Raw genomic sequence first — 24,379 nt, 5'->3', positions numbered from 1 at the left:
AGCCCGCGGCCGGGCCGGCCGCGGGCTCAGTCCGCCTTCGGCGGCGGGGCGACGGACTCGCGGACGACGACGTGCGTCCCGAGCAGCACATGCTGCTCGGGAACGCCCGCGCCGTCCCCGCGGCGGTCGAGCGCCAGCCGGACCGCGGTACGGCCCATCTCCTCGTACGGCACGTGCACGGTGGTGAGTTGGGGACGCAGATCCGTGGCAGGAGGCACGTCGTCGAAGCCGACGAGTGACACGTCGCGCGGCACGGAGAGCCCCGCCTCCGCGAGGGCCCGCAGCGCGCCCGCAGCCACGGCGTCGGTGAGCGCGAACACGCCGGTGAAATCACGGTCCCGGTGCAGCCGGGCCCGCATGCTCAGGTACGCCTCGCCGCGGTCGAAGGGCACCTTCTCCACCAGCGCCGCGTCGAAGGGAACGCCGAAGTCCGACAGCGCCCTGCGGTACCCGGCCAGGCGCTCCGCGCTGGTGGTCAGCTCCGCGTCGCCGCCGAAGAACAGCACCCGCCGGTGCCCCGCCGCGAGCAGGCGGCTGGTGATCGCGTGCGCGCCGCCCTCGTTGTCGTACTCGACCACGGTGGCGGGCACGGACTCCCCCGGGGCCGGCCGACCGCACAGCACCAGCCGCGAGCCGGACTGGTGCAGGGAACGGGCGATGGCCGACATCTGCCGCCGGTACGGCTCGTCGTCGCGGACGCTGCCGATGAGGATGACGGCCTCGGCGCCCTGCTGCCGCATGAGGTGCACCGCCTCCAGCTCGCGCGCGGGATCGCCCCCGCTGACGCACACCAGGCACAACCGCCCGCGGCGCGACGCCTCCTCCTCGATACCGTGCGCGACCTCGGCGAACGACGGCCCGCGGACGTCCTTCAGCACGAACGCGACGGTCTGCGCGCCGTGGCCGCGCAGTGCCCTGGCGTGCGTGTTGGCCACGTAGTCCAGCTCGCGCAGCGCCTTTTCCACCCGTCGCCTGGTGGCCGAGGCGACCGGGTAGTTGCCCGCGATGACCCGGGAGACCGTCGGCACCGAGACACCGGCCCGGTGCGCAACGTCCTTGAGCGTGGCCCGTCCCGTCGCGGCGCCGCCAGGCTGCCCGGTCTGCGTCGTCACACGCGCCAGTTTAACCGCGGGCCCACACGGGCCCTCCCCCGTCGCGCGGCCCGCGGTGCGGCCCGCGCATCTTACGGAACGGGGCCGCACCGGCGGTGCGAGTTCCGGGCGCGGCGGGCCGCGGGACGGCCGTTCGCGCCGTGCCTCAGACGCCCCCGCCACCGCCCCCGTTCCCCGCACCGTCCCCCTCCTCCTCCCACAGCACGGTGCGGTGCGCGCCGACGAGTGCCGCGATGCGGGACAGCGCGGCCTCGGCGGGCTGCGGGCCGGGGCGGCGCCCGTCGCGCAGCCGCAGCGCCACCTGACCGGCCGCGGCCTCCCTGGCGCCGATGACCGCCTGGTAGGGCACGAGCCTGGCCTGCCGGACGCGGGCGCCGAGGCTGCCGCGCTCCGGGCCCTCGACCTCGGCCCGCAGCCCGTGTTCGGCGCACCGCTGGACCAGCGCGGCGGCGTGCGGCACTTCCGCGTCGGACACCGGCAGGACGACCAGCTGGGTGGGCGCGAGCCAGGCCGGGAACGCCCCGCCGTGCTGCTCGATCAGGTGGGCGACGGCCCGTTCGACGCTGCCGATGATGCTGCGGTGCACCATGACGGGCCGGTGGCGGCCGCCGTCCGCGCCGGTGTAGTGGAGGTCGAAGCGTTCGGGCTGGTGGAAGTCGATCTGGACGGTGGACAGGGTGGACTCCCGGCCCGCGCTGTCGGTGACCTGGACGTCGATCTTGGGCCCGTAGAACGCCGCCTCTCCCTCGACGGCCTCGTAGGGCAGCCCGGACCGTTCCAGGACGTCGGTCAGCAGCGCCGCGGCCCGCCGCCACATGCCGGGGTCGGCGACGTACTTGCCGCCCTCGCCCGCGAGGGAGAGGCGGTAGCGCGCGGCGCGGATGCCCAGCGCCTGGTAGGCGGCGCGGATCAGCTCCAGGGCGGCCCGCGCCTCCTCGGTGACCTGGTCGAGGGTGCAGAAGATGTGCGCGTCGTTGAGCTGGATGGACCGCACGCGGGTCAGCCCACCGAGCACGCCGGACAGCTCGGAACGGAACATGGCGCCCAGTTCCGCGATGCGCAGCGGGAGTTCGCGGTAGCTGCGGCCGCGGGAACGGAAGATCACGGCGTGGTGCGGGCACAGGCTCGGCCGCAGGACGACCTGTTCCCCGCCCAGGTCGACCGGCGGGAACATGTCGTCGCTGTAGTGCGACCAGTGCCCGGAGATCTCGTACAGTTCGCGCTTGCCGAGCACGGGCGAGTACACGTGCCGGTAGCCGCCGCGGCGCTCGGCGGTGCGGATGTACTCCTCCAGGGTGTGCCGCACGACGGCGCCGTCCGGCAGCCAGTAGGGCAGTCCGGCGCCGATCAGCGGATCGGTGCCGAAGATGCCGAGTTCGCGGCCGAGTCTGCGGTGGTCGTGGCGGTGGCCGGGAACGGCGTGCTGGTCCTGCATGGGGATCTCCTTGCGGTCATGGGACGGGTGACCACAGGAAGAAGCCCCGGGGCACTCGCCCCGGGGCTTGAGAACAAAACGTCTGTCAGCGCGCCGGGACACTCTCCGGCGTCGTCGTCTCGAACACAGCGCGCTTCATACCGGCAACCGTAGCAGAGCGCCCCGCACCGGATCGCACGGATAGACATCGTTTTCCACAAGTCCCTTACCAAGAGCGGCCCGGTGCTCACTGGCAATTCGAGCGATCGAAATTGGCGGGGTCGGCCTCGTAGCGGTCCAGGTCCGGGTCCTCGTGGAGCTCGCTGAACTCGTTGAGGATCTGCCATCCCTGCCCGAGCTCGGTACGCAGACGATCGATGGCCCGGAGTGCTGCCTCGTTGAACCGGCGGCACTCCGCTTCGCGCCACGGTCCGGGGTCAGGGGGGTAATCCCAGTTCAGCGACGTGTCGAACCAGTTCACCAGTCTCGACAATTCATCCCGGAGCTCCTGACTGACGGGCAGCCGATTGTGATCGACCGCATAGTCCCAGACTTCGCGGGCCTCCCGCCCGACGGCCCACAGCACGGTGCCCGATCCCGGATCGAAGAAATACTTGAAGGTGGCCATGGCGTCGTCTCCCCATCGTGCCGTCGGCGCTTCTCCCGTACCGCGTGCACTCGGCCACCTCCGCCGACGTGTGCTGACGTTATCGGTCGGCGAGTTGCCGGTGGGGGGCGAGGAAGTCCAGGACGGCCGGGGAGGCGGTCTCGCGGAACTCCTCGAAGTAGGCGTGCCTGGCGCCGGGAACGAGGTGCGTGGTGGCGTTCGGGATGCGGTCGGCCAGGAGCGGGGCGTTGGCCGCGGGGTTGAACCTGTCGTCGGTGCCGTGGATGACGAGGGTCGGGGCGGTGATGCGGGGCAGCGCGTCCCAGGCGTCGTGCTCCGCGCTCGCGGCCAGGTGGCGGCGCCGGGCGTGCGCGGGCATGCCCGGATCGCCCACGGTCCGGTACGGGCCGCGGTGGGTGGCCAACCACGCGGGTGTGTACATGAGTTCGAGCAGGGTGCGGCCCGCCGCCTTGCGGTCCGGCTGTGACAGCGCCTTCCTGACGTCGTAGCCGCGTTCCACGCCGTGCTCGCCGCCGGGTGAGGTGCAGCCGAGGACGAGCGCGGCGACCCGGTCGCGGTGGTCGGCCGCGAGCCACTGGGCGACCCGGCCGCCCATGGACGTGCCGTAGACGTGGGCGCGCCGCACCCCGAGTGCGTCGAGCACGGCGACGGCGTCGGCCGCGAACTCGCGGGTGCTGTAGGGCAGGTCGGGCTTGTCGCTCGCGCCGGTGCCGCGGTAGTCGAACGTCGTGGTGCGGTAGCCGGCCTCCTCGAAGTCCTCCCGGACTCCGTCCCACCAGTGGTGGCTGTTGGACTGACCGGGCAGCAGCAGAAGCGGCTCGCCGCGGCCTCGGGTCTGGTGGTGGAGCGTGACGCCGTCCCGGGTGATGGCTGTGGGCATGCCCCGACCCTACGCAGCCGGAACGCGGGGCGTGCACCGGCGGGCTTCCGGGGCTTTGTACCGCTCTTGGACAGGGTTTCGCGCAAAAGTGCGGAACTTTCTCTTGACTATGAGGAAAGTCGTTTCTACGTTGTCGGCCATGGCAGGCGCGCCGGAGACGTCCGGCCCGCAGGAATCGACGAACATCCCGGCTCGCGACCCTCGATGAGCGCACGCCCGCGCGTTCCCCGGCGCGTGCCCCCGCCCCACGATCCCCGGCCCGCCGTCTCGCCCCGGTCCCCGCCCCACCGGCCCCGCGCCCCGTTCCGCGAGCCCGCGGCGGGGCCCGCCGTAGTACCGACCTTCCCCGACAGGAGCCGCCATGTGTTACGGATTTCCGGATGAACAGGCGCTGAGCGCCGCGCGTGCCCAGCGCGGCCCCGGCAGGCGCGCCATGCTCAGGGGCGCCTTCGCGGGCGCGGTGGGCGCCGGCGCGCTCGCCGCGGGAGTGGCCACCGCGCCGGGCGCGCACGCCCACACGCACCGGCGCGGGCGTCCGCTCGTGCCCCCGGGGCGCATCAGTCTGCAGCTGTACTCGATGCGCGACGACCTGAACGGCGAGCGCGGCTTCGACGAGACCCTGCGCGCGGTGGCCCGCATCGGGTACCCCCGGGTCGAGCAGGCCCTGGGCCTCTTCGGCCGCACCGCGGAGGAACTGCTCGCCTTCTACGAGGACATAGGCGTCCGGGCCACGTCGAGCCACAACGACATCAGCGCCGACGAGGAGGCCCTGGAGACCAAGCTGCGCGACGCCAGGACGCTGGGTCAGTCGTACATGAACGTGCCCTACCTGGACTCCGAGGTCCTGGACGACTGGAAGCGCTTCGCCGAGCAGATGAACCACGAGGCGGCCAGGGCGCGGCGCTACGGCGTGCGTTACGGGTACCACAACCACGCCCACGAGTTCACCCGCGACCTCGGCGGCGGCGTGACGCCCTGGGACGTGCTGACCTCGGAGCTCGACCCGCGTCTGGTGCACCTGGAGATCGACATTCACTGGGCCGTCACCGGCGGCATCGAGAGCGGCGACGGAGTCCGCGACCCGGAGCGCTTCACCATCGACGTCATCAGGTCCGCGCCGCAGCGTGTGCTCCAGTACCACGTCAAGGACCGCGACCCGGTCACCGGGGACACCGTCGACGTGGGGACCGGGATGATCGACTTCGAGCGAATCTTCCGGGCCCATCCGGTCAAGGAGTACATCGTGGAGAACGACACCCCGGACGTGACGCCCCAGCAGACCGCCGAGGTCGGCTACGCCTACCTCCGTCACGGGCGCTGCTGAGGTCCGGCAGTCGCGCCGTTCACGGCTCAGAACGCCCAGAAGAACCCGACCGGTTCCTGCCCGGCGGCGCCCGCCCAGGCCGGAACGCCACGAAAGGTCGTCATGCGCACCCTGCCCATCCTTGCCACCGCGGCGCTCATGGCCGCGGGGCTGCTGACCGCCCCCGCCCCCGCGGCGGCCCACGAGAACCATCCGCCGGAGGAAACCGCCCCCGCCGACGAAGCGTTCCAGAAGGTCACCCTCAACGACACGCCCGGCGAGCCGATCGACCTGGTCGTCCTGCCGGACTCCCGGGTCCTGCACACCACCAGGAACGGCGAGGTCTGGCTCAACGACCCCGACAGCGGCCTCAATACGCTCGCCGCCCAGCTCGACGTGTACGAGCACGACGAGGAGGGCCTCCAGAGCATCGCCGTGGACCCCGGGTTCAACGGCATCACCAACCGCTGGGTCTACCTGTATTACGCGCCCGTTCTCGACACCCCCGTGGACAACCCGGACACCCCGGACGTCAACGAGGGCGACGCGCCCACCACCGGGGAGCCGGCGGACTTCGAGCCGTTCGAGGGTGTGACGCGGCTGTCCCGTTTCAAGCTGAACGGGGACACCATCGACCTCGACTCCGAGCAGCAGATCCTGGACGTCGACGCGGACCGCGGCGTGTGCTGCCACGTCGGCGGCGACATCGCGTTCGACCGCAGGGGCGACCTGTACCTGGCCACGGGCGACGACACCAACCCGTTCGAGTCGGGCGGCTACACGCCCATCGACGAGCGCGAGGGGCGCAACCCCGCCTTCGACGCGCAGCGCACCGCGGCCAACACCGACGACCTGCGCGGGAAGGTGCTGCGCATCCGGGTGGGCCGGGACGGCTCGTACACCATTCCGCGGGGCAACCTGTTCGCCCCCGGCACCCCGCAGACCCGCCCGGAGATCTACCTCATGGGCCTGCGCAACCCGTTCCGCATCGAGATCGACCGGCAGACCGGCGACCTGTTCGTCGGCGACTACTCGCCGGACGCGGGCGAACCGGACCCGGAGCGCGGTCCCCAGGGGCACGGCAAATGGTTCGTGGCCAGGGACGCGGGCAACCACGGCTGGCCCTACTGTGTGACGCCCGACCTGCCGTACATCGACTACGACTTCGCCGCCGAGACGTCGGGCGAGGCGTTCGACTGCGCCGCGCCGGTCAACGAGTCGCCGCACAACACCGGCCTCACCGAACTGCCGCCGGTCGAGCAGCCCGACGTGTGGTACCCGGGCTCGCCGTCCGAGGAGTTCCCCGAGCTGGGCGAGGGCGGCGTGGCGCCCATGGCCGGCCCCGCGTACGACTACAACCCGTGGACGGCGATCGGCCGGCACCCGGTCGCCTGGCCGCGTGAGTACGACGGCGTCCCGCTGTTCTACGAGTGGACGCGCCACTACATCAAGGGCTTCCACTTCGACCGGTCGGGCGAGCTGACCGACATGGAGGACGTGGTACCCGGCATCGAGCTCTGGGGCGTGATCGACATGGAGTTCGGCCCCGACGGCGCGCTGTACGTCCTGGAGTACGGCGAGGGCTACTTCGCGGAGAACGACGCGGCGCAGCTGGCCCGCATCGACCACATCGGGTCCGGCGGCAACCACTCGCCGGTGCCGGTGGCGAGCGCCGACGTGACGTCCGGGGACGCGCCGCTGACCGTGTCGTTCTCCAGCGAGGGCACGGCGGACGCCGAGGGCGACCGCCTGAGCTACGCCTGGGACTTCGACTCGGACGGGCGGGTCGACTCCCGCGAGCCGAACCCGCAGCACACCTACGAGGAGAACGACCTGTTCCTGGCCAGCCTCCAGGTGACCGACCACGGCGGGCGCCACCGCGGGCGTTCCGCGTCGGCCGAGGTGGAGATCTCGGTCGGCAACGACCGGCCGGTCGTCACCTTCGTGACCCCGCAGGACGGGGACGAGTTCGCCTTCGGCGACGAGGTCGCGTTCGAGGTCGAGGTGACGGACGACCAGCCGGTCGACTGTGCCCAGGTCACCGTGTCGTACATCCTCGGCCACGACACCCACGGCCACCCGCAGTCCTCCGCCACCGGCTGCTCCGGAACGATCCGGACGTCGCACCCGGAGGGGCACGAGGGTGAGGACAATCTCGCCGGCGTGTTCAACGCCTCCTACACCGACCCCGGCTCCGATGTCGGCACCCCGCCGGTCACCGGCAGGGCGGAGGTCGTACTGACGCCCACCCACTGATGCCCCCACGCCGGGCGGCGTGCGGCAGTAACGCCGCCCGCAGAACGGCCGCAGCACAACAGCCCCGCCGGTCACGGCGGGGCTGTTCGCTGTTCGCTGTTCGCCCGGGTACTTACGGGTACTTACGGGAGGTACCGTCCTGATGGTCTGAGTTCAGAACGGAGTTCGGCATGCGACGTCCCGCTGACGACCACACCGGCGCACGGATCGCCGACTACAGGAAGCTGCGTCACCTCACCCAAGCGGGCTTGGCACAGCGCGCGTTCGTCTCCCGGGGCACCATCGCGAAGATCGAGGCAGGGCTGTCGCCCGCCTCCCCCGCTGTCGTCGCGGCCGTCGCCCGCGCGCTCGAAGTCGATGTCGCCGTGCTCAACGGCCAGCCGTACCTCGAAGAGATGCGGCAGGACCAGCTCGACCGCATGATCGCGCCGCTGACTTACGCCCTCGACACGTACGACCTCGGACCCGATCCGGGCATCCGGCCCAGGCCCCTCCAGCAGGTGTCGGCCGAGGTCGACGAGCTGTGCAAAGCGGCCTGCGCGACTGAGTACACCAGGACGGGTGACCGGCTGCCGGCGCTGCTGTCCGAGCTGACTACGATCATCAGCGGTCTGCCGGAAGGAGCCGAGCGCCGCCGAGCCGCTGCGCAACTCGCGTGGTGCTACTGGGTGGCCTACGAATTCGCCTACCGGCTGGGGTTCCACCACCTCGCCTCCATCGCACTGGAACGCATGGGCTTCATGGGCGAGCAGGCCCAGGACCCGCTGCTCCTGGCACTACGGCTCCAGCGCCGATCGAGCATGCTGTTGCGCCGCAGCGACAACCCGATGGCGCTCCGCGTCCTCGACCACGCCCACCAGCTCGTGGCACAGCATGACGCGCCCCGTTCCGTGCCGGCGCTCGCGGTGTCCGGGAGTCTCCACCTCGCGGGAGCCATCGCCACAGCGCAGGCGAAGAACGCCGAGGACGTCAAGGAGCGGATGACGGAGGCCCGTGCCGTCGCCGACCGCATCGGCAGGGATGTGCCCCTGGTGTACTGGGCGTCGTTCGGGCTGACCAGTGTCGCCCACTTCGATGTCGCGACCGCGGTCGAGCTGGGGCAGCTCGGCGAGGCGATGAAGTCCGCGCGGAAGGTGCGGTTCCCGGCGGATCACCCGCGGATGCGGGTCGGCCGCTATCACATGGAGCTGGCGCGGGCCTACTCGCGGATGGGCCGGTCGGAGGCGGCGCAGGAGGAGTTGTTCCGGGCGCGCGAGGCGGCGCCACAGCAGGCTCGGTATCACCCGCTGATGCGGGAGACGGTCGGCGTGTTGGTCCGTCGGTCGCGCGCGGTCCCGGGCACCCTCGCGTCGCTGGCGGCCTGGGTCGGCTTGTAGACGCGCTACGCGGCAACACCCCCTGTTGTTCCCAGTTACGGGAACACCACGGACTGTTGCACACGCCACGCTGTGACGGTCAGCACATGACCTGTCACAGGAGCGAACATGTCGAGAGCTGCCTCCGAGATCCTGCCCGAGTGGTTGCCGTCCGGTGGTGCGGCGGTGTTGCCGTCCGGCCGGTGGTGGGACGCGGTTCGCGTCACCTCGCTCGCCGGTACGCGTGTGGTGGGCGTACTACGCGAGCGGTCCGGGCCGGTGATCGAGGATCAAGCGCTGCGCACGATGACGTGGCTGGTACCCGTCGGCTCGGCCGACGGTTGGCCGCGGGCCGGTGGAATGCTGGTCATCGGGGCGGGTCTGGCCGCGCTGGTCCCGCCCGCCGAGGGCATCGGCGGCCCATGGGCGGACGGCGAATCGCTCCGGTGGCTGGCCATGGTCTGCATGGTGGCGTTCGCGGTCGCGCTGGCCCGGGTCACCCTGGTGCCCTCGCCCGGCGCCACGGAGCTGGTGCACACCAACCTGCGGCCCGGGCACTCGATCCGCACCTACCTCGACCAGCCCGACTGGCAGGACACGGTCCGGCAGATCGGTGGCAACGTGCTGCTCGGGGTGCCGTGGGGCGTGCTGCTGCCGATGCTCTTCCCGCGCGTCCGCGGCCTGGTGCGGGTGATGGCGTTCACCGCACTGGTGATGATCATGGTGGAGATCGCGCAGGGCTGGATCGTGGCGGGCCGCGCGTTCGACGTCGACGACGTCTTCCTCAACATGACGGGGGCCCTGCTCGGCTACGTGCTCGCGGGCCGTCGGCTCGGCCGGGCCCTGCACCCCCGCCGCCACCACTGGTGGCACCGGTGGACCGGCGGACCCGCCGACGCGGAACGCGGCGCTGACGAGGACCGCGTGCCCCGGGCCGCGTGACATGCTGGCCGGGAACGTGAACGACAGCGCTTGAGGAGAACGACGTGGCGCCGATGCAGACACCCGATGTACTCGCCCGGGTGGCCGAGCTGCTGCGCGAGGCCCCCGTGGACCAGGACGGCGCGCTGTGGCGCCTCGGCCCCGCCGACCGCCAGCTCGACGCCAACGTGGTGCGTCTCGCCCCGCTCGCCGGCATCGCCGGACACGTCGAACGGGACCTGGACGTCCTGCTGTTCGTGATCGAGGGCGCCGGGCACCTGGAGACGGACGCCGGAGACCTCGACCTGGTGCCCGGCACCATCACCTGGCTGCCGCGCGGCAGCCGCCGCGCCCTGTCCGCCGGGCGCGCCGGCCTGGTGCACCTCACGGTCCACCGGCGCCGCCCCGCGCTCGCCGTCCGGGGCACCGCCGCGGAGCAGGAGGGCGGCGAGGCGGCCTGCCTGCTCCACCGGGTCTGCACGGAGTGCGGGCGGCTGGCCGGCGAGCGGGACGCCCGCTACTGCGGCCGGTGCGGCACTCCCCTGCCCGAGGCCGCGTAGCTTCCGGTGTGCGGTCAGCCGCGTTCGAAGGCGAACGTGCGGCCGATCACCGTGAACCCGAGGCGCTCGTACCAGTCGCGCGGCCAGTCCGCCTCGTCGGCCAGCAGGAACCGCGTGCCGCAGCCGGCGTCCGCGGCCCGGCGCAGCGCCGTGGTCAGCACGGCGCTGCCGTGTCCCTTCCCCAGGTGTTCCTCCGCGGTGAGCACGTCCTCGATCTGCGCGACGCCCGCGGCCGGGTCGAGGTAGAGGTCGGCCCAGGACGCGGCCTCGCCGTCCGGCGCGCGGGAGGCGATGAACTCCACGGTGTCCGCGCCGCGGTGGCGTACGGCGCGGCGCTCGACGAGCTGGCGGATCGCCTCCTCGTCGGCGGCCGGGAGGAATCCGCGCCAGCGTCGGACGAGCGGCGCGCGGAGCGCGTCCAGGCCGACCGCCTGGGCGGCGCCGCCCTGGGGCACCGGCCCGGTGTGCAGCATGACCAGGTGAACGGCCTTCGTGTAGCCGGCCGCGAGCAGGGCGGGGCCGCAGGCCGCTCCGGCCCGCTCGTCGAGCACGGTGATCAGGCGGTGCGGCAGGTGCCCCAGGAGCGCGTCGGCGGTGGCGGGCAGCGTGCCCGGGTCGGCCGCCCCGTCGACGATCAGCTGGTTGTCCGTGTGGGAGTGCCCCAGGGCGTCGTTGAGGACGGCGAAACCGCCGGGCAGCGCGATCGTGCGCCCCGCCTGGCGGCGGGCGAAATCGGCCAGGAAGGAGCGAATCCGCGGTAGGTGAGAGCCTGACATGGGGGCAGCCTAGAAGCCGCCGCGGAACGTCCGCCTCCGCAATTCCGCCGGCGCACGCCGCGTGCCGGGCCGAGGGGAGCGACCGGCCGCCGCCGACCGTTGGTACAGACCTGTTGACCGGGCCGGGAATTGCCCTTACTTTCGCACCGACCGCAGCTCCATTCCCCCACCCCCCGGACGGCATTCGCAGCCCCGGGGACCTTGGAGAGGACGGCTATGGCCCTCGCCCACATCCTCCGCCGCTTCCGCGCCCCCGCCCTGACCGCCGGCCTGGTGGCCGGCACCGCGGCGCTGCTCCCCGCCGGCCCGGCGGGCGCCGCACCCGCCGCCACCCCGTTCGAGAGCTACGGTGCGCTCGACGTGTGCGGCACCACGCTCTGCGGCGAAGACGGACAGCCGGTACAGCTGCGCGGCATGAGCACCCATGGCACCCAGTGGTACGCGCAGTGCGTCACCGACGGCTCCCTCGACGTACTGGCCGGCGACTGGGGCGCGGACGTGCTGCGCGTCTCCACCTACGTGCAGGAGGACGGATACGAGACGGACCCCGAGCACTTCACCGAGCTGGCGAGCCGCATCATCGACCAGGCGACGGCGCGCGGGATGTACGTCATCGTCGACTGGCACATGCTCACGCCCGGCGACCCGAACGCCAATACGGAGCTGGCCGAGCAATTCTTCACGGACATCACGGCGCGGCACGGCGACCAGGACAACCTGCTGTACGAGATCGCCAACGAGCCGAGCAGCGTGAGCTGGCAGTCCATCAAGAGCTATGCCGAGGACATCGTTCCGGTCGTGCGCGCGGGTGATCCGGACGCGGTCGTCATCGTCGGCACCCGCGGCTGGTCCTCGCTCGGCGTCTCGGAGGGCTCGGACGAGTCGGAGATCGTGGCCAACCCGGTGAACGCCGACAACATCATGTACACCTTCCACTTCTACGCCGCTTCTCATCAGGACGGGTACCTGTCGACGCTCTCCCGCGCGGCGGACCAGCTGCCGATCTTCGTCACCGAGTTCGGCACCCAGGAGTACACCGGCGACGGGCCGAACGACTTCGCGTTCGCCCAGCAGTACATCGACCTGATGGCCGAGAAGAACATCAGCTGGACGAACTGGAACTTCTCGGATGACTTCCGCACCGGCGCCGTATTCGAGCCCGGCACCTGCGACAGCGGTTCCTGGGGCGATCCGGGTTCGCTGAAGGAGGCCGGCACCTGGATCAGGGACCGGATCGCCTGACGCCACGCCGCCGCCCGCCGCCCCCGCGGGCGTAAACGTGCGGACCGGCCGCCTCGGCAACCCCGGCGTCGCGGAGGCGGCCGACGGCATGGCGCGGGCCATCGTCCGCGCGGCGCTGTCCGGCAGTGGCCCGGCGGTAATCCCGTTGCCGGGCCCGGCGCGCCCTGCTGAGGTGGGCCCATGGATCATGCTGCGGTGCTCGACCTGTTCGACCGGACGATGCGGCGCGGGGCGGTGGCCGACGCGCCCGGCGCCCGCGTCGAGCACGCCGGGAATGTGGTGCGGCAGGTTGGCGTGGACGCGGCGGCCGGCGCCTGGGAGGGCGTGCTCTGGTCGGACCTCGACGCGTCCACGGCGGATGCGGACATCGCCGCGCAGACGGCGTATGCCGCCGCGCTCGGCCGGGAGTTCGAGTGGAAGGTCTACTCGCACGACCGGCCGCGGGACCTGTCGGACCGGCTGCGGGCCGTGGGCTTCGTGCCGGAGCCGCCGGAGACGCTGATGGTCGCGGAGACCGCCGTCCTGTCGGCCGCGGACGAGCCGCCCGCGGGTGTCCGCCTGCGCGCCGTGGCGGACGAGGCGGACATCGCCGCGCTCGCGGACGTGCACGACGAGGCGTTCGGCGGGTCGCTGCCGCCCCGGCTGCGGCTGCGGCTGCACGCGCAGCTCGGGGCCGGGGCACCGGCCGCGGGCGGCACGACGACCGTCGCGGTGCTGGCCCTGGCGAACGGCCGGGCAGTGAGCGCGGCCCGCATGGAGCTGGTGGCCGGCGCGCCGTTCGCGGGTCTTTGGGGCGGCGGCACCGCGCCGGAGTGGCGGGGCCGCGGCATCTACCGCGCCCTGGTGGCGTACCGGGCCGCCCGTGCCGCGGCGCTCGGCCACCGCTACGTGTACGCGGACGCCTCCGATCTCAGCCGCCCGATCCTCGCCCGCCTCGGCTTCTCACCGCTGAGCATCACGACTCCTCACGTGCTCCGGCCGGTCGGAAAAGACTATCCTGAGTGAACGGCTATCCCGTTCATATGCAGAAATGATGCTCGGCTGAACGCCATTGGCGGAATTCACGGTGCGTCTGGTACCCATGCTTCAGGGCATTCCGGATGCGCGAGGCTCCTCGACGACCAACTCCGCATCACACCGTCATTTTTTACCGGTGTTCGACATCCGTGAGCGTGGAGACTTACCCGTGACAGACGCTGTGGCAGATGCAGAAGACACCGTCGCGATCGTGGGCGTGGCCTGCCGGATGCCCGGGGGTGCCGACGACCTGGCCGGGCTCTGGGACATCCTGGAGCAGGGCCGGGACGTGGTCACCACCGTACCGCCGGACCGCTTCGACACCGGGCGGTTCGTCGACGCCCGCGGACCGCGCCCGGGACGCAGCCTCACGGCGGCGGGCGGATTTCTCGACGACGTAAGTCAGTTCGACGCGGAATTCTTCGGCATTTCCCCCCGCGAGGCGTCGCGGATCGACCCGCAGCAGCGTCTGCTGCTCGAACTCGCGGTCGAAGCATTGGACGACGCGGGGCAGGACGGGACCGCGCTGGCCGGCTCGGACACCGCGGTGTTCATCGGCATTTCCGGCCACGACTACGCCGATCTCCAGGCGGCGGACACCGACAGTGTCAACGCCTGGACCATGGCCGGTGGCACGGCGGCCAATGCGGCCAACCGCATTTCCTACACCCTGGACTGGCACGGCGAGAGCACCGCCGTCGACACCGCCTGTTCCTCGTCCCTCACCGCCCTGCACCTCGCCTGCGGTCACCTGCGGGCCGGGCGTTCGCGCGCGGCGCTCGCCGGCGGGGTCAGCATCCTGCTCAACCCCGCGCCGTTCGTCGGCTTCTCCGCCGCCGCCATGCTCTCCCCCACCGGGCGCTGCCGCTCCTTCGCCGCCGACGCCGACGGCTACGTCCGCTCCGAGGGCGGCGGCGCCGTGCTGCTCAAGCGGCTCGCCGACGCCCTGGCCGACGGCGACCGCGTCCACGGCCTGATCCTGGCCACCGGCGCGAACAGCGACGGGCGCACCGCCGGCCTGTCGGTGCCCAACTCGGCCGCCCAGGAAGCTTTGCTGCGGGAGACCTACGCCCGGGCCGGCGTGCCTCCCGACGACCTCGTCTACTTCGAGGCGCACGGCACCGGCACGCCCTCGGGTGACCCGATCGAGTGCGCCGCGATCGGCCACGCGCTGGGCCGGCACCGCACCGCGGGGCCGCTGCCGATCGGCTCCGTCAAGAGCAACCTCGGCCATCAGGAGTGCGCTTCGGGGATGGCCGGTCTCCTCAAGGCGCTCTTGGTGCTCCGGCACCGCCGCATCCCGCGGACGCTGCACGCCGAGCCGCTGAACCCGCACATCCCGTTCGACGCCTGGGGCCTCGCCCCCGTGCTCGGCGACCTGCCGGTGCCCGCCGCGGCGGCCAGGCCGGTCGTCGGCGTCAACTCCTTCGGCTTCGGCGGTGCGAACGCCCACGCCGTGCTGGCCGCTCCCCCGCCGCCGCGGCCCCGGCCGGCACCGGCCCCGCGGCCCGTTCCGCTGACCGTTTCCGGGCGCACGCCGCGCGCCGCGGCCGCCATGGCGGGCCGCATGGCCGACCGCCTCGCGGCGGCCGGGAACGCCGAGTTCCGCGACGCGGCCTGGACGGCCACCAGGCGGCGCGCGCACCACGAGCACCGCGCCGTCGTGCTGGCCGACGGCCCCGCCGAGGCGGCGCACGCCCTGCGGGCGCTGGCCGCCGGCGACCGGGCGCCGGGGGCCGCCACGGCGACGGCCGTGGCCAGGGGCCGGACGGCGTTCGTCTTCTCCGGCAACGGCTCGCAGTGGGCGGGGATGGGCGCCGGGCTCCTCGCCCGCGAAGAAACGTTCGCGGCGGCCGTGGCCGATGTCGACAAGGCGCTGGCCCGCCACCTGGGGTGGTCCGTGGCCGCCGCCCTGGCCTCCGGCGTCCATGCGGACCCGGGCCTGGCGGACGCCGCCGTGGCGCAGCCGCTGCTGTTCGCCGTCCAGGCCGGTCTGGTCAGCCTGCTGCGCGCGCACGGCATCACGCCGTCCGCGGTGCTGGGGCACAGCGTCGGCGAGATCGCCGCGGCCTGGGCGGCCGGTGCCCTCGACCTGCCCGCGGCCGCGCTGGTCGTGGCCGCGCGCAGCCGCACGCAGGCCGCCACGGCGGGCGCGGGCCGGATGGCGGCCGTGGGGCTCCCCGAGGCGGCGGCACGCAAGGAACTGGCCGCGTTCGGCGGCCGTGTCGAGCTCGCCGGCGTCAACAGCCCGCGCGACGTCACCCTCGCCGGGCCCGCGGCCGACCTGGCGGAGCTGGGGCGTCAACTGAGCGGCCGGGACGTGTTCTTCCGCATGCTGGACCTCGACTACGCGTACCACAGCCGGTCCATGGACCCGATCGAGGAGCCGCTGCGCGCCGCCCTCGCCCGGCTGCGCCCGGCCCGGCCCGCCCTCCCGTTCGCCTCGGGCGTCACCGGGGCGCTGCTGGACGGCACGGACCTCGACGGCGACTACTGGTGGCGCAACGTGCGCGAGCCGGTGCTGTTCGCCGAGGCCGCCGAGGCGCTGCTCGCCGAGGGCTGCGACGTGCTGGTCGAGATCGGTCCGCACCCCGTCCTGACGCCCTACCTGCGGCGCGTGACCAACCTGCGGGCGGAGCCGGCGGCCATCGTGCCCACGTGCCGCCGCGAGGACGACGGGCCGGACCGGATGCACCGGGCGGTGGCGAGGATTCTGGCCTCGGGCGCCGCGGCGGACTGGTCCGCGGTCTTCCCCGAGCCCGGGCGCGTCGTCGACCTGCCCGCCTACTCCTGGCAGCGGGAACGGCACTGGAACGGCGCCCCCGGCTGGTGGTCGCGTTCCGGCGAAGGCGAAGCGGGCGGCGGCCCCCACCCGCTGCTCGGCGCCCGGCTGCCCGCCGGGGACGCCGTCTGGTCGGGCCCCGTGGAGCCCGCCCGCGTGCCGTGGCTGGCCGACCACCGGGTGGACGGCCTCGTCGTGATGCCGGGCGTGGCCTACCTGGAGATGGCCTTCGCCGCCGCGGGGCAGCTCGCCCCCGGTCCCGTGGAGGTCCAGCACCTGGCGATCAGCCGCGCCATCGTGCTGCCCTGGGACGACGAGGCGGCGGGCGGCCCGCGGGTGCAGGTCTCCGCGGGGCCCGACGGCCAGGCCCTGCGGATCGCCACCCGCGAGGGCGCCGACGCCGACTGGCGCGAACACGCACGCTGCCGCGCACGCCGGCTGCTGCGCGCCGTGCCGCCGCCCCTGGACGTCGACGCCGTCCTGGCGCGGCTTCGGCCCTGGCCGGGCGCGGCGGAGGCGTACGAGCAGGCCGCGCGCCGCGGCCTCGGGCTCGGGCCCGCGTTCCGCGTCGTCACCGGCCTGTGGGCGCGCGACGGCGAGGCGCTTGCCGCCTTCGCCGGCGAGGTGGACACCGACGGTTACCGGGCCCACCCGGCGCTGCTGGACGGCGTCATGCAGGCGGGCGCCTGCCTCGCGGCCGAACTCACGGGCCAGGACGCCCTGTTCCTACCCGCCGCCGTCGAGAGCGCCCGCAGCTGGGACGACGTGCCCGCCGCGGGCTGGCTGCACGCCCGCTGCCGGGAGGTCACGGGCACCGAGGTCGGCTGGGACTTCACCGTCACCGATCGAACGGGGCGCATCGTCATGGAGCTGACGGGCTGCCGGCTGCGGCTGTTCGCCCGTGGCGACAGCGCGGCGCAGCGCCTGACGACGGTGCTGCGCGCCGCGCCGCGCGCGGCGGACGGCGCGCCGTGCGCCCTGCCCGCGCCCGGCGCGCTGCTGGCAGCGAGCGCGGCGCGGCGCGCCGCCCTGACCGCGGCCCACCGCGCCCAGCGGCCGGAACGCGCCCGGCGCGCCGCACGTGAGGTGCAGGCGCAGCTGGCGGCCCGCGCGCTGACCGAGCTGCTGCCGGACGCGGACGAGGTGGGGCTGCCCGCGCTGCTGGCCGCCGGGCTGCTGCCGAAGTACGCGGGTCTGTGCCGGCTGCTCCTCGGCCTCGCCACGGAACACGGGCTGCTGGCGCCGCCCCACGGCCGCGGGGAGCAGCCGCCGCGGCGCGTCGCCGCGCCGCCGGAGCCCGGCCGTGCGGTGCGGGCCGTGCTGTCCGCCGCGCTGCTCGACCAGCCGGGTTCGCTCGCCCTGTTCTGCCACTGCGGGGAGCACCTCGCCGAGGTGCTGTGCGGCCGGGCCGACCCGGTGGAGGTGCTGTTCGCCGATGCCGACCGGCACCTGGTGGAGCAGTTCTACAGCGACACCCCGGACTGCCGCTTCCACAACAGGACGGCGCGGGAGCTGCTGCGGGCCGCGGTCGAGGCGTGGCCGGCGGACCAGCCGCTGCGCATTCTCGAGGTCGGCGGCGGCACCGGCGGGATGACCGCCGAGCTGCTCCAGGTGCTGCCGCCGGAGCGCACCACCTACGTCTTCACCGACGTCTCCCCCGCCTTCCTGCCGCGGGCCAGGGCCCGTTTCGCCGCGCACGACTTCATCGAGTACCGGACGCTCGACCTGGCGGCGGACCCGGTGGCGCAGGGGCTGCCCGCGGGCGGCTTCGACCTGGTGGTCGCGGCGAACGCGCTGCACGTGACGGCCGATCTGCGCGACTGCCTGCGAAACGTGGCGCGGCTGCTCGCGGACGGCGGCCAGCTGCTCGCGTTCGAGTTCCACGACGCGCGCCTCGGCGCCATCGCCTTCGGACTTCTCGACGGTTTCTGGGCGTTCACCGACACGGAGCTGCGCACCGCGTCGCCGCTGCTGCCCGCGGAACGCTGGGCGACGCTCCTCGCCGAGTGCGGGTTCACGGACGTGTGCCGCGCCGGGGAGCCGGTGGCGGACGGCGCGGAGCCGGCGATGTCCGTGCTGCTCGCCCGCCGGGCGGGCGGGCCCGCCGCGGCGGACTGCGGGCCGCCCGCGGCCGGCGGGGCGGGCCTGGTCGTGGCCGCCGAGCGGCCGGCGGACGCGGCGGCGCGCGCCCTTGCCGCGGAGCTCGGCGCGGCGGCCGGGGCGCCGGTGCCCGTGGTGGACGCGGGCGCGGCGGGCGGGCTGCCCGGCGAGGTGCTCTCCGGTGTGCGGGGCGCGCCGCACGTCGTCTTCCTGCTCGCGGACGACCCGGCCGCGGCGGACCCGGCGGGGGCGCTGGACGAGGCGGTGCGGCGCACCGCGTTCCTCGCCGCGCTCGCCGGGCACGAGGCGTTCGTCTCGGCGCCAGGGGCCGCGCTGTCCCTGGTCACGCGGCCGTGCGGGGCGCTGCCCGCGCCCGCGGGCGTCTCCCACGTGCGGGACGCGGCCGTGTGGGCCGCCGCCCGCACCTTCGGGAACGAGCGGCCGGGGGTCGCCGTGCGCCGCATCTCGCTGGACCGCGGTCCCGATCCGGCCGCGGACGCCCGGCGGCTGGCCCGCGAGCTGCTGGCGCCGGACGACGGCGACGAGGTGGTGCTGACCCGCAGGGGCCGCTTCACGCCGCGCATGCTGCCGCTGGGCGCCGCGGCGGACGGGGGCACGGGTGAGGATGCGGACGCGACGACGGACGCGGGCGAGGGCGAGGGCGAGGTCGCGGAACGGGCGCCGTTCCGGCTCCAGTTGCGCGAGGCGAGCCTGACGCCGCGGCTGGCCTGGGTGCCCGCGCCGACCGCCGCGCCCGGCCCCGGCGAACTGCTGATCGAGGTGCGGGCCGCGGGGCTCAACTACCGCGACGCGCTCCTCGCCACCGGGCTGCTGCCCGCGGGGGCGGAGGACGGTGCGGCCGTGGCGCACCGGCTCGGGCTCGAATGCGCCGGCGTGGTCCGCGCAACGGGCGCCGGTGTGGAGGAGTTTGCGCCGGGCGACCGAGTGTTCGCCCTGGCGCCGGGCTCGCTCGCCTCGCACGTCGTCACGGACGCGCGCTCCGCCGGGCGCCTGCCCGACGGCATGGACTTCGCGGCGGGCGCGACCCTGCCCGTCGTGTGGTTCACGCTGCACCACGGCCTCGAACGGCTGGCCCGTCCGGTACCGGGTGAAACGGCCCTGGTGCACGGCGGGGCCGGCGGGGTGGGCCTGGCCGCCGTGCACCTGCTGCGGTCGCTCGGGGTCACCGTGATCGCGACCGCGGGCACGCCCGCGAAGCGGAGCCTGCTGCGGCTGCTCGGCGTCGAGCACGTGCTGGACTCGCGGAGCCTGCGCTTCGCCGAGGAGGTGCGGGAGCGCACCGGCGGCCGGGGCGTCGACATCGTGCTGAACTCGCTGGCCGGCGAGGCCCTGACCCGGGGCCTCGAACTGCTGTGCACCGGCGGGCGGTTCGTCGAGCTGGGCAAGCGCGACATCTATGCGGACAGCCCGCTGCCGATGCGGCTGCTGCGGGACAACATCAGCGTGTTCGTCGTGGACGCCTCCCGGCTGACGGCGGCCGCGCCCGAGCTGGCCGCCGAGCGCTTCCGCGCCGTGGCGGAAGGGGTCGCGGCGGGCACGTACCCGCCGCTGCCGCACCGGCAGTGGCCGGCCGCGGGCGTCGGGCAGGCACTGGCCGCGCTCCAGCACTCCAGGCACCTGGGGAAGGTCGTCATCGACCTGACGCGCCCGCCGCGGGTGGAACGTCCCGCCGAGCCGCCCGCCCTGGACCCGGGCGGCACCTATCTGGTGGCGGGCGGCCTCAGCGGGCTCGGCGCCGACACCGCGCGCCGGCTCGCCGGGCGCGGGGCCGGGCACCTGGCGCTGCTGTCGCGCCGCGGCGCGGACACCCCGGGCGCGGCCGAGCTGCTCGCGGCCCTGCACGGCCTCGGCGCGCGGACGTCCGTGCACGCGGCGGACGTCACGGACGAGGCGGTGCTGCGCGGGATCGTCGCCCGGGCCGCGGCGCAGGGGCGGCCGGTGCGGGGCGTCGTGCACGCCACCATGCACATCGACGACGCGCCGCTCGCGGAGCTGACGGCGGAGCGCATCCGGGCCGTGCTGGCGCCGAAGTTCCTCGGCGGCGCGCTGCTCGACGGGCTGACCGCGGAGCTGCCGCTGGATCTGTTCCTGGCCTACTCCTCGTTCGCCGCGGGCGTCGGGAACCTGGGGCAGGCGGCCTATGCCGCGGGGAACCTGTATCTCGAAGCGCTGGTCCGCCGACGGCGCGCGGCGGGTTCCCCCGGGCTGGCCGTGGCGCTCGGCACGCTGGGCGAGACGGGCTTCGCGGCGCGCGATCCGCTGCTGACGAGCCGCCTTGAGCGGATCGGGGTGCACCCGATGACGCCGGCGGAGGCGCACGCCGCGAGCCTGGCCTTCGAGGCGGCGGGCGTCGGGGTGGGCACCGTCGGGCACTTCGACTGGGACCGGCTGCGCGAGGTGATGCCGGGGGTGAACGGTCCGCGCTTCGCGGCCGTCCTCTCCGAGGGCGGCGGCCGGCCGCGCGACGGGGGCCCCGAGGAGCTGGGCAGACGCCTTTCCGGCCTGTCGGAGGAGGAGGCCACGGGCGTGGTCGCCGACGTACTCGCGGAGGAGCTGGCCAGAGTGCTGCACACCGAGCCGGACCGCATCGACCGGGCCCGCCGCCTCGACCGGCTGGGCATGGACTCGCTGATGGCCGCGGAGCTGGTGGTCGCGGCGCGGCGGCGCCTGGGCTGCGACCTGCCGGCCCTGGAGATCATGAACGCCTCCGGACTCACCGACCTCGCCCGGCGCACCGTGCCCAGGGTCGGCCGCGCCGCGCGGAAGGAGCATACGGGTGTCCGGGCATGACACCGGCGAGGTGCGGGAGTTCGCTTACGAGGGGTTCCGATACAGCTGCCGGGTGGTCGCAGCGCACCGCCCGCGCCTCGACCCGGTGCTGATCCTGGGCGGGGCGTTCCAGGACAAGGACTCCTGGCGGCAGCACCAGCCGTACTTCGGCGCGATGGCCGACCTGGTCACCGTCGACCTGCCGGGCTGGGGCGACGCGGACGACCTGCCGGCCCGGTACGGTTACGACTTCCTGGCCGCCGCGCTTGAGCACCTGCTCACCGGGCTCGGCCGGCCGCGGGTCAACCTGGTGGGGGCGTCCTACGGATCGCTGGTGGCCTACTGCCTGGCGCAGCGCTGTCCCGACCGGATCGCGCGCATGGTGCTCAGCGGCGCGTTCGACGGCGTTCCGGCGCACACCAAGGCCACGCACGAGCGGACGGTGGAGCTGCTCGCGGCCGGCCGGACCGTGGAGTTCACGGAGGTGATGCTGTCGCTGCTGGCGCCGCGGACGCGGGCCGGAGCCGCGGACGGGCGGAACGAGGCGCTGACGCAGCTGTTGCGCGCCCAGTTCGCCGGGATGACGCCGGAGGCGGCCGTCCGGTACGCGGAGAACTCGGCGCGGGTCCTCGCCCATCCGCGGCTGCGGTCCGGGGGGCACGAGGTGCCGACGCTGGTGCTCGCCGGTGAGCTGGACCTGTGCACGCCGCCGGAGACGGGCCGGCGGGTGGCGGCGATGATCCCCGGGGCGGCCTTCGTGACGGTGCCGGACGCGGGCCACCTGATGTGGCTTGAGCGGCCCAGGCAGTTCGTCGGGCTGCTCGACGACTTCTTCTCGGGCCGGTCCGTGGGCGAACTGGCCTGCGGCGCACGGTGACCCGGCGCCGGAGGCCGGGTCAGGCGGCGCGGACGGCGGCCGTGCAGCGGCGGTGCAGGTCCGCCACGACGGCGGGCAGGTCGCGGAACGCCGGGTTGTGGGTCTGGCCGTGGTGGTAACGGTAGGTGATCTGCTGGGCGATGGCCGCGAGCCGGAACCGGCCGAAGGTCTCGTAGAACGGCCAGTGGTCCGCGCGCAGGCCGGTGCGTGCGCAGTAGCGGGCCACGATCTGGGCGCGGGTGTACATCCCGGGCAGGTGGCTCGGCTGGCGGCGGGCGGCGAGGGCGGCGGGGCCGTCCCCGGCCTCGGTCCAGTAGGCGAGGGCGCCGCCGAGGTCCATCAGGGGGTCGCCGATGGTGGCCATCTCCCAGTCGAGGACACCGCGCACGCGCAGGTCGTCGGCGTCCAGGACGAGGTTGTCCAGCCGCCAGTCGTTGTGGATGACGCGGGCCCCGGTGTCGGCCGGCCGGTGGGCGGCGAGCCAGGAGGTGACGGCGGCGAAGTCGGGCGAGCCGGGGGTGCGGGCCCGTTCGTAGCGGCGGGTCCAGCCCTCGACCTGGCGCCGCACGTAGCCTTCGCCACGGCCGAGTTCCGCCAGGCCGGGGGCCGTGGGCTCGACGCGGTGCAGCTCGACGAGGGTGTCGACGTAGGTTTCCGAGAGGGCCCTGGCGCGGGCGGTGTCCAGGGCGAGTCCAGGCGGCGGGTCGCGGCGCAGGACGACGCCGGGCACGCGGTCCATCACCAGGAAGTCGCAGCCGATGACGGCGGGGTCCCGGCACAGCGCGCGGACGGCGGGCACCAGGGGGAACGCGGGCGCGAGCGCCTGGAGCACGTGGTGTTCGCGGGCCATGTCGTGGGCGGACGCGGCCTTGTGCCCGGCGGGCGGGCGGCGCAGGACGAGTTCGGCGCCGGGGTAGCGCAGCAGGTAGGTGAGGTTGGAGGCGCCGCCGGTGAACTGGGAGACCTCGGGGGTGCCGGTCAGGTGCGGGAGCTGCCGTTTGAGCCAGGTGTCGACGCGGGCGACGTCGAAGGCGTCCTCGGCGCGGACGGCGTTCACGACTGCTCCTGCTGCGCGGCGAGTTCGAGGCGGGCGACGAGGGCGAGGTGCACTTCGTCGGGTCCGTCGGCCAGGCGCAGCGCGCGGGCGGTGGCGTAGGCGGCGGCGAGCGGGGTGTCGTCGGAGAGGCCGACGGCGCCGTGCAGTTGGACGGCCATGTCGACGACGTCGCAGGCCATGGCGGGCACGGCCGCCTTGACCTGGGACAGCGGACCGCGGGCCGCTGCGGGCCCCCGGGTGTCGAGCAGCCAGGCGGCGTGCAGCACGTGCAGCCGCGCCTGGTCGATGGCGATGCGGGCGCGGGCGATGCGTTCGCGGTTGCCGCCGAGGTCGGCCAGCGGCCGGCCGAAGGCGGTGCGGGCCGTGGCGCGGCGGCAGGCGAGGTGGAGGGCGCGCTCCGCGAGGCCGATCAGGCGCATGCAGTGGTGGATGCGGCCGGGGCCGAGCCGGGACTGGGCGATGGCGAAGCCGTGACCCGGGCCGCCGATGACCGCGTCGCTGGGCAGGCGCACATCGGTGAAGGTGACCTCGCCGTGGCCGTAGGGCTCGTCATAGTGGCCGAGCACGGGCAGCATCCGTTCGATGCGGACGCCCGGGGTGCCGGTGGGGACGAGCACCATGGAGTGCCGCCGGTGGCGCTCGGCGGCGGGGTCGGTGAGGCCCATGAAGACGAGGAACCGGCAGTCGGGGTGGCCGAGGCCGGTGCTCCACCACTTGCGGCCGTTGAGGACGACCTCGTCGCCCTGGACGACGGCGGTGGCGGCCATGGTGGTGGCGTCGGATGAGGCGACACCGGGCTCGGTCATGCAGAACGCGGAACGGATCTCACCGGCGAGCAGCGGCGCGAGCCACCGGTCGCGCTGCTCGCGGGAGCCGTGGTGCAGCAGGACCTCGGCGTTGCCGGTGTCGGGGGCGTTGCAGTTGAAGACCTCGGGCGCGAGCGGCGAGTGGCCCATCTGCTCGGCGAGCGGGGCGTATTCGGCAGTGGTGAGGCCGGGCCCGTGCGCCGGGTCGGAGAGGTAGAGGTTCCACAGTCCGGCGGCGCGGGCGCCGGCCTTCAGCTCGGCGGTCACGGGCGGAACGGTCCACGGTCCTGGCCGTTCGCGCGCGGCGCTCAGATGCGCCCGGTGTGCGGCCTCGGCGGGCAGGATCTCCGATTCGAGGAAGTGGCGCACGGATTCGAGGTAGCCGCGCGCCCGGGGAGTGTGCGCGAAGTCCACATCGGCCTCCTCGTGCGGTGGTGGGGTGCGTGCCCGGGGAGGTTAGCGGCGGGCGGGGCGCGGCTCAACAGGGCGTGCCCTCGCGCGGC

General features: G+C 74.2%; 16 protein-coding genes. 9 read left to right on the top strand and 7 right to left on the bottom strand.

Annotation, left to right across the window (positions count from 1 at the left end; translation table 11 throughout):
• Positions 1 to 26 precede the first annotated feature (26 nt).
• The 4 genes from STBA_RS31125 to STBA_RS31110 all read right to left on the bottom strand — a co-directional run bounded on the left by STBA_RS31125 (position 27) and on the right by STBA_RS31110 (position 4,034).
• Positions 27 to 1,112, bottom strand: coding sequence for a LacI family DNA-binding transcriptional regulator (locus STBA_RS31125; protein ID WP_077062376.1), 1,086 nt, complete (start codon positions 1,110 to 1,112; stop codon positions 27 to 29).
• Between the two features lie 145 nt (positions 1,113 to 1,257).
• A complete protein-coding gene (thrS, locus tag STBA_RS31120) occupies positions 1,258 to 2,547 on the bottom strand; it encodes a threonine--tRNA ligase (protein WP_077062375.1) in 1,290 nt (429 codons plus the stop codon).
• Between the two features lie 226 nt (positions 2,548 to 2,773).
• Positions 2,774 to 3,154, bottom strand: coding sequence for a hypothetical protein (locus STBA_RS31115; protein ID WP_077062374.1), 381 nt, complete (start codon positions 3,152 to 3,154; stop codon positions 2,774 to 2,776).
• 79 nt (positions 3,155 to 3,233) lie between these two features.
• Positions 3,234 to 4,034 carry an alpha/beta fold hydrolase gene (locus STBA_RS31110; RefSeq protein ID WP_077062373.1) on the bottom strand — a complete coding sequence of 267 codons (801 nt, stop codon included), beginning with the start codon at positions 4,032 to 4,034 and terminating at the stop codon, positions 3,234 to 3,236.
• A gap of 361 nt (positions 4,035 to 4,395) precedes the next feature.
• On the opposite strand from STBA_RS31110, the gene STBA_RS31105 reads away from it, so the two are divergent.
• The 5 genes from STBA_RS31105 (at position 4,396) to STBA_RS31085 (ending at position 10,429) form a co-directional block, all read left to right on the top strand.
• Positions 4,396 to 5,358 carry a sugar phosphate isomerase/epimerase gene (locus STBA_RS31105; RefSeq protein ID WP_077062372.1) on the top strand — a complete coding sequence of 321 codons (963 nt, stop codon included), beginning with the start codon at positions 4,396 to 4,398 and terminating at the stop codon, positions 5,356 to 5,358.
• 102 nt (positions 5,359 to 5,460) lie between these two features.
• On the top strand, positions 5,461 to 7,593 hold the full coding sequence (locus STBA_RS31100) for a PQQ-dependent sugar dehydrogenase (protein WP_077062371.1): 2,133 nt from the start codon (positions 5,461 to 5,463) through the stop codon (positions 7,591 to 7,593).
• Positions 7,594 to 7,763: 170 nt separating this feature from the next.
• Positions 7,764 to 8,969, top strand: a complete 1,206-nt coding sequence (locus STBA_RS31095) for a helix-turn-helix transcriptional regulator (RefSeq protein ID WP_077062370.1) — start codon at positions 7,764 to 7,766, stop codon at positions 8,967 to 8,969.
• Positions 8,970 to 9,077: 108 nt separating this feature from the next.
• Positions 9,078 to 9,890 carry a VanZ family protein gene (locus STBA_RS31090; RefSeq protein WP_253195130.1) on the top strand — a complete coding sequence of 271 codons (813 nt, stop codon included), beginning with the start codon at positions 9,078 to 9,080 and terminating at the stop codon, positions 9,888 to 9,890.
• A 53-nt stretch (positions 9,891 to 9,943) separates the two neighbouring features.
• Positions 9,944 to 10,429, top strand: coding sequence for a hypothetical protein (locus tag STBA_RS31085; protein WP_171987915.1), 486 nt, complete (start codon positions 9,944 to 9,946; stop codon positions 10,427 to 10,429).
• Positions 10,430 to 10,443: 14 nt separating this feature from the next.
• On the opposite strand, the gene STBA_RS31080 is transcribed toward STBA_RS31085, so the two are convergent.
• The gene (locus tag STBA_RS31080; RefSeq protein WP_077062368.1) at positions 10,444 to 11,205 is read right to left on the bottom strand and encodes a GNAT family N-acetyltransferase; all 762 of its coding nucleotides are present in this window, start codon (positions 11,203 to 11,205) and stop codon (positions 10,444 to 10,446) included.
• 216 nt (positions 11,206 to 11,421) lie between these two features.
• On the opposite strand from STBA_RS31080, the gene STBA_RS31075 reads away from it, so the two are divergent.
• The 4 genes from STBA_RS31075 to STBA_RS31060 all read left to right on the top strand — a co-directional run bounded on the left by STBA_RS31075 (position 11,422) and on the right by STBA_RS31060 (position 22,013).
• A complete protein-coding gene (locus STBA_RS31075; protein ID WP_077062367.1) occupies positions 11,422 to 12,447 on the top strand; it encodes a glycoside hydrolase family 5 protein in 1,026 nt (341 codons plus the stop codon).
• 180 nt (positions 12,448 to 12,627) lie between these two features.
• Positions 12,628 to 13,452, top strand: a complete 825-nt coding sequence (locus tag STBA_RS31070) for a GNAT family N-acetyltransferase (protein ID WP_077062366.1) — start codon at positions 12,628 to 12,630, stop codon at positions 13,450 to 13,452.
• 181 nt (positions 13,453 to 13,633) lie between these two features.
• Positions 13,634 to 21,157 (top strand): type I polyketide synthase, encoded by a 7,524-nt coding sequence (locus tag STBA_RS31065; protein WP_077062365.1) that lies wholly within the window; start codon positions 13,634 to 13,636, stop codon positions 21,155 to 21,157.
• Positions 21,144 to 22,013 (top strand): alpha/beta hydrolase, encoded by an 870-nt coding sequence (locus STBA_RS31060; protein ID WP_171987820.1) that lies wholly within the window; start codon positions 21,144 to 21,146, stop codon positions 22,011 to 22,013. Before STBA_RS31065 ends, STBA_RS31060 begins: the two co-directional genes overlap by 14 nt.
• Before the next feature lie 19 nt (positions 22,014 to 22,032).
• Here STBA_RS31060 and STBA_RS31055 read toward each other — a convergent pair whose 3' ends face one another.
• Both STBA_RS31055 and STBA_RS31050 read right to left on the bottom strand, forming a co-directional pair.
• Entirely contained in the window at positions 22,033 to 23,070 is a 1,038-nt protein-coding gene (locus tag STBA_RS31055) for a phosphotransferase family protein (RefSeq protein ID WP_077062364.1), read from the bottom strand.
• A complete protein-coding gene (locus tag STBA_RS31050; protein ID WP_077062363.1) occupies positions 23,067 to 24,290 on the bottom strand; it encodes an acyl-CoA dehydrogenase family protein in 1,224 nt (407 codons plus the stop codon). Before STBA_RS31050 ends, STBA_RS31055 begins: the two co-directional genes overlap by 4 nt.
• Positions 24,291 to 24,379: the final 89 nt, after the last annotated feature.

This window comes from Streptomyces sp. MP131-18, assembly GCF_001984575.1.
In the GTDB taxonomy this organism is placed as follows: domain Bacteria; phylum Actinomycetota; class Actinomycetes; order Streptomycetales; family Streptomycetaceae; genus Streptomyces; species Streptomyces johnsoniae.
The sequence above is the reverse complement of the archived record's forward strand: the minus strand, read 5'-3'. Positions and strand labels throughout refer to the sequence as shown.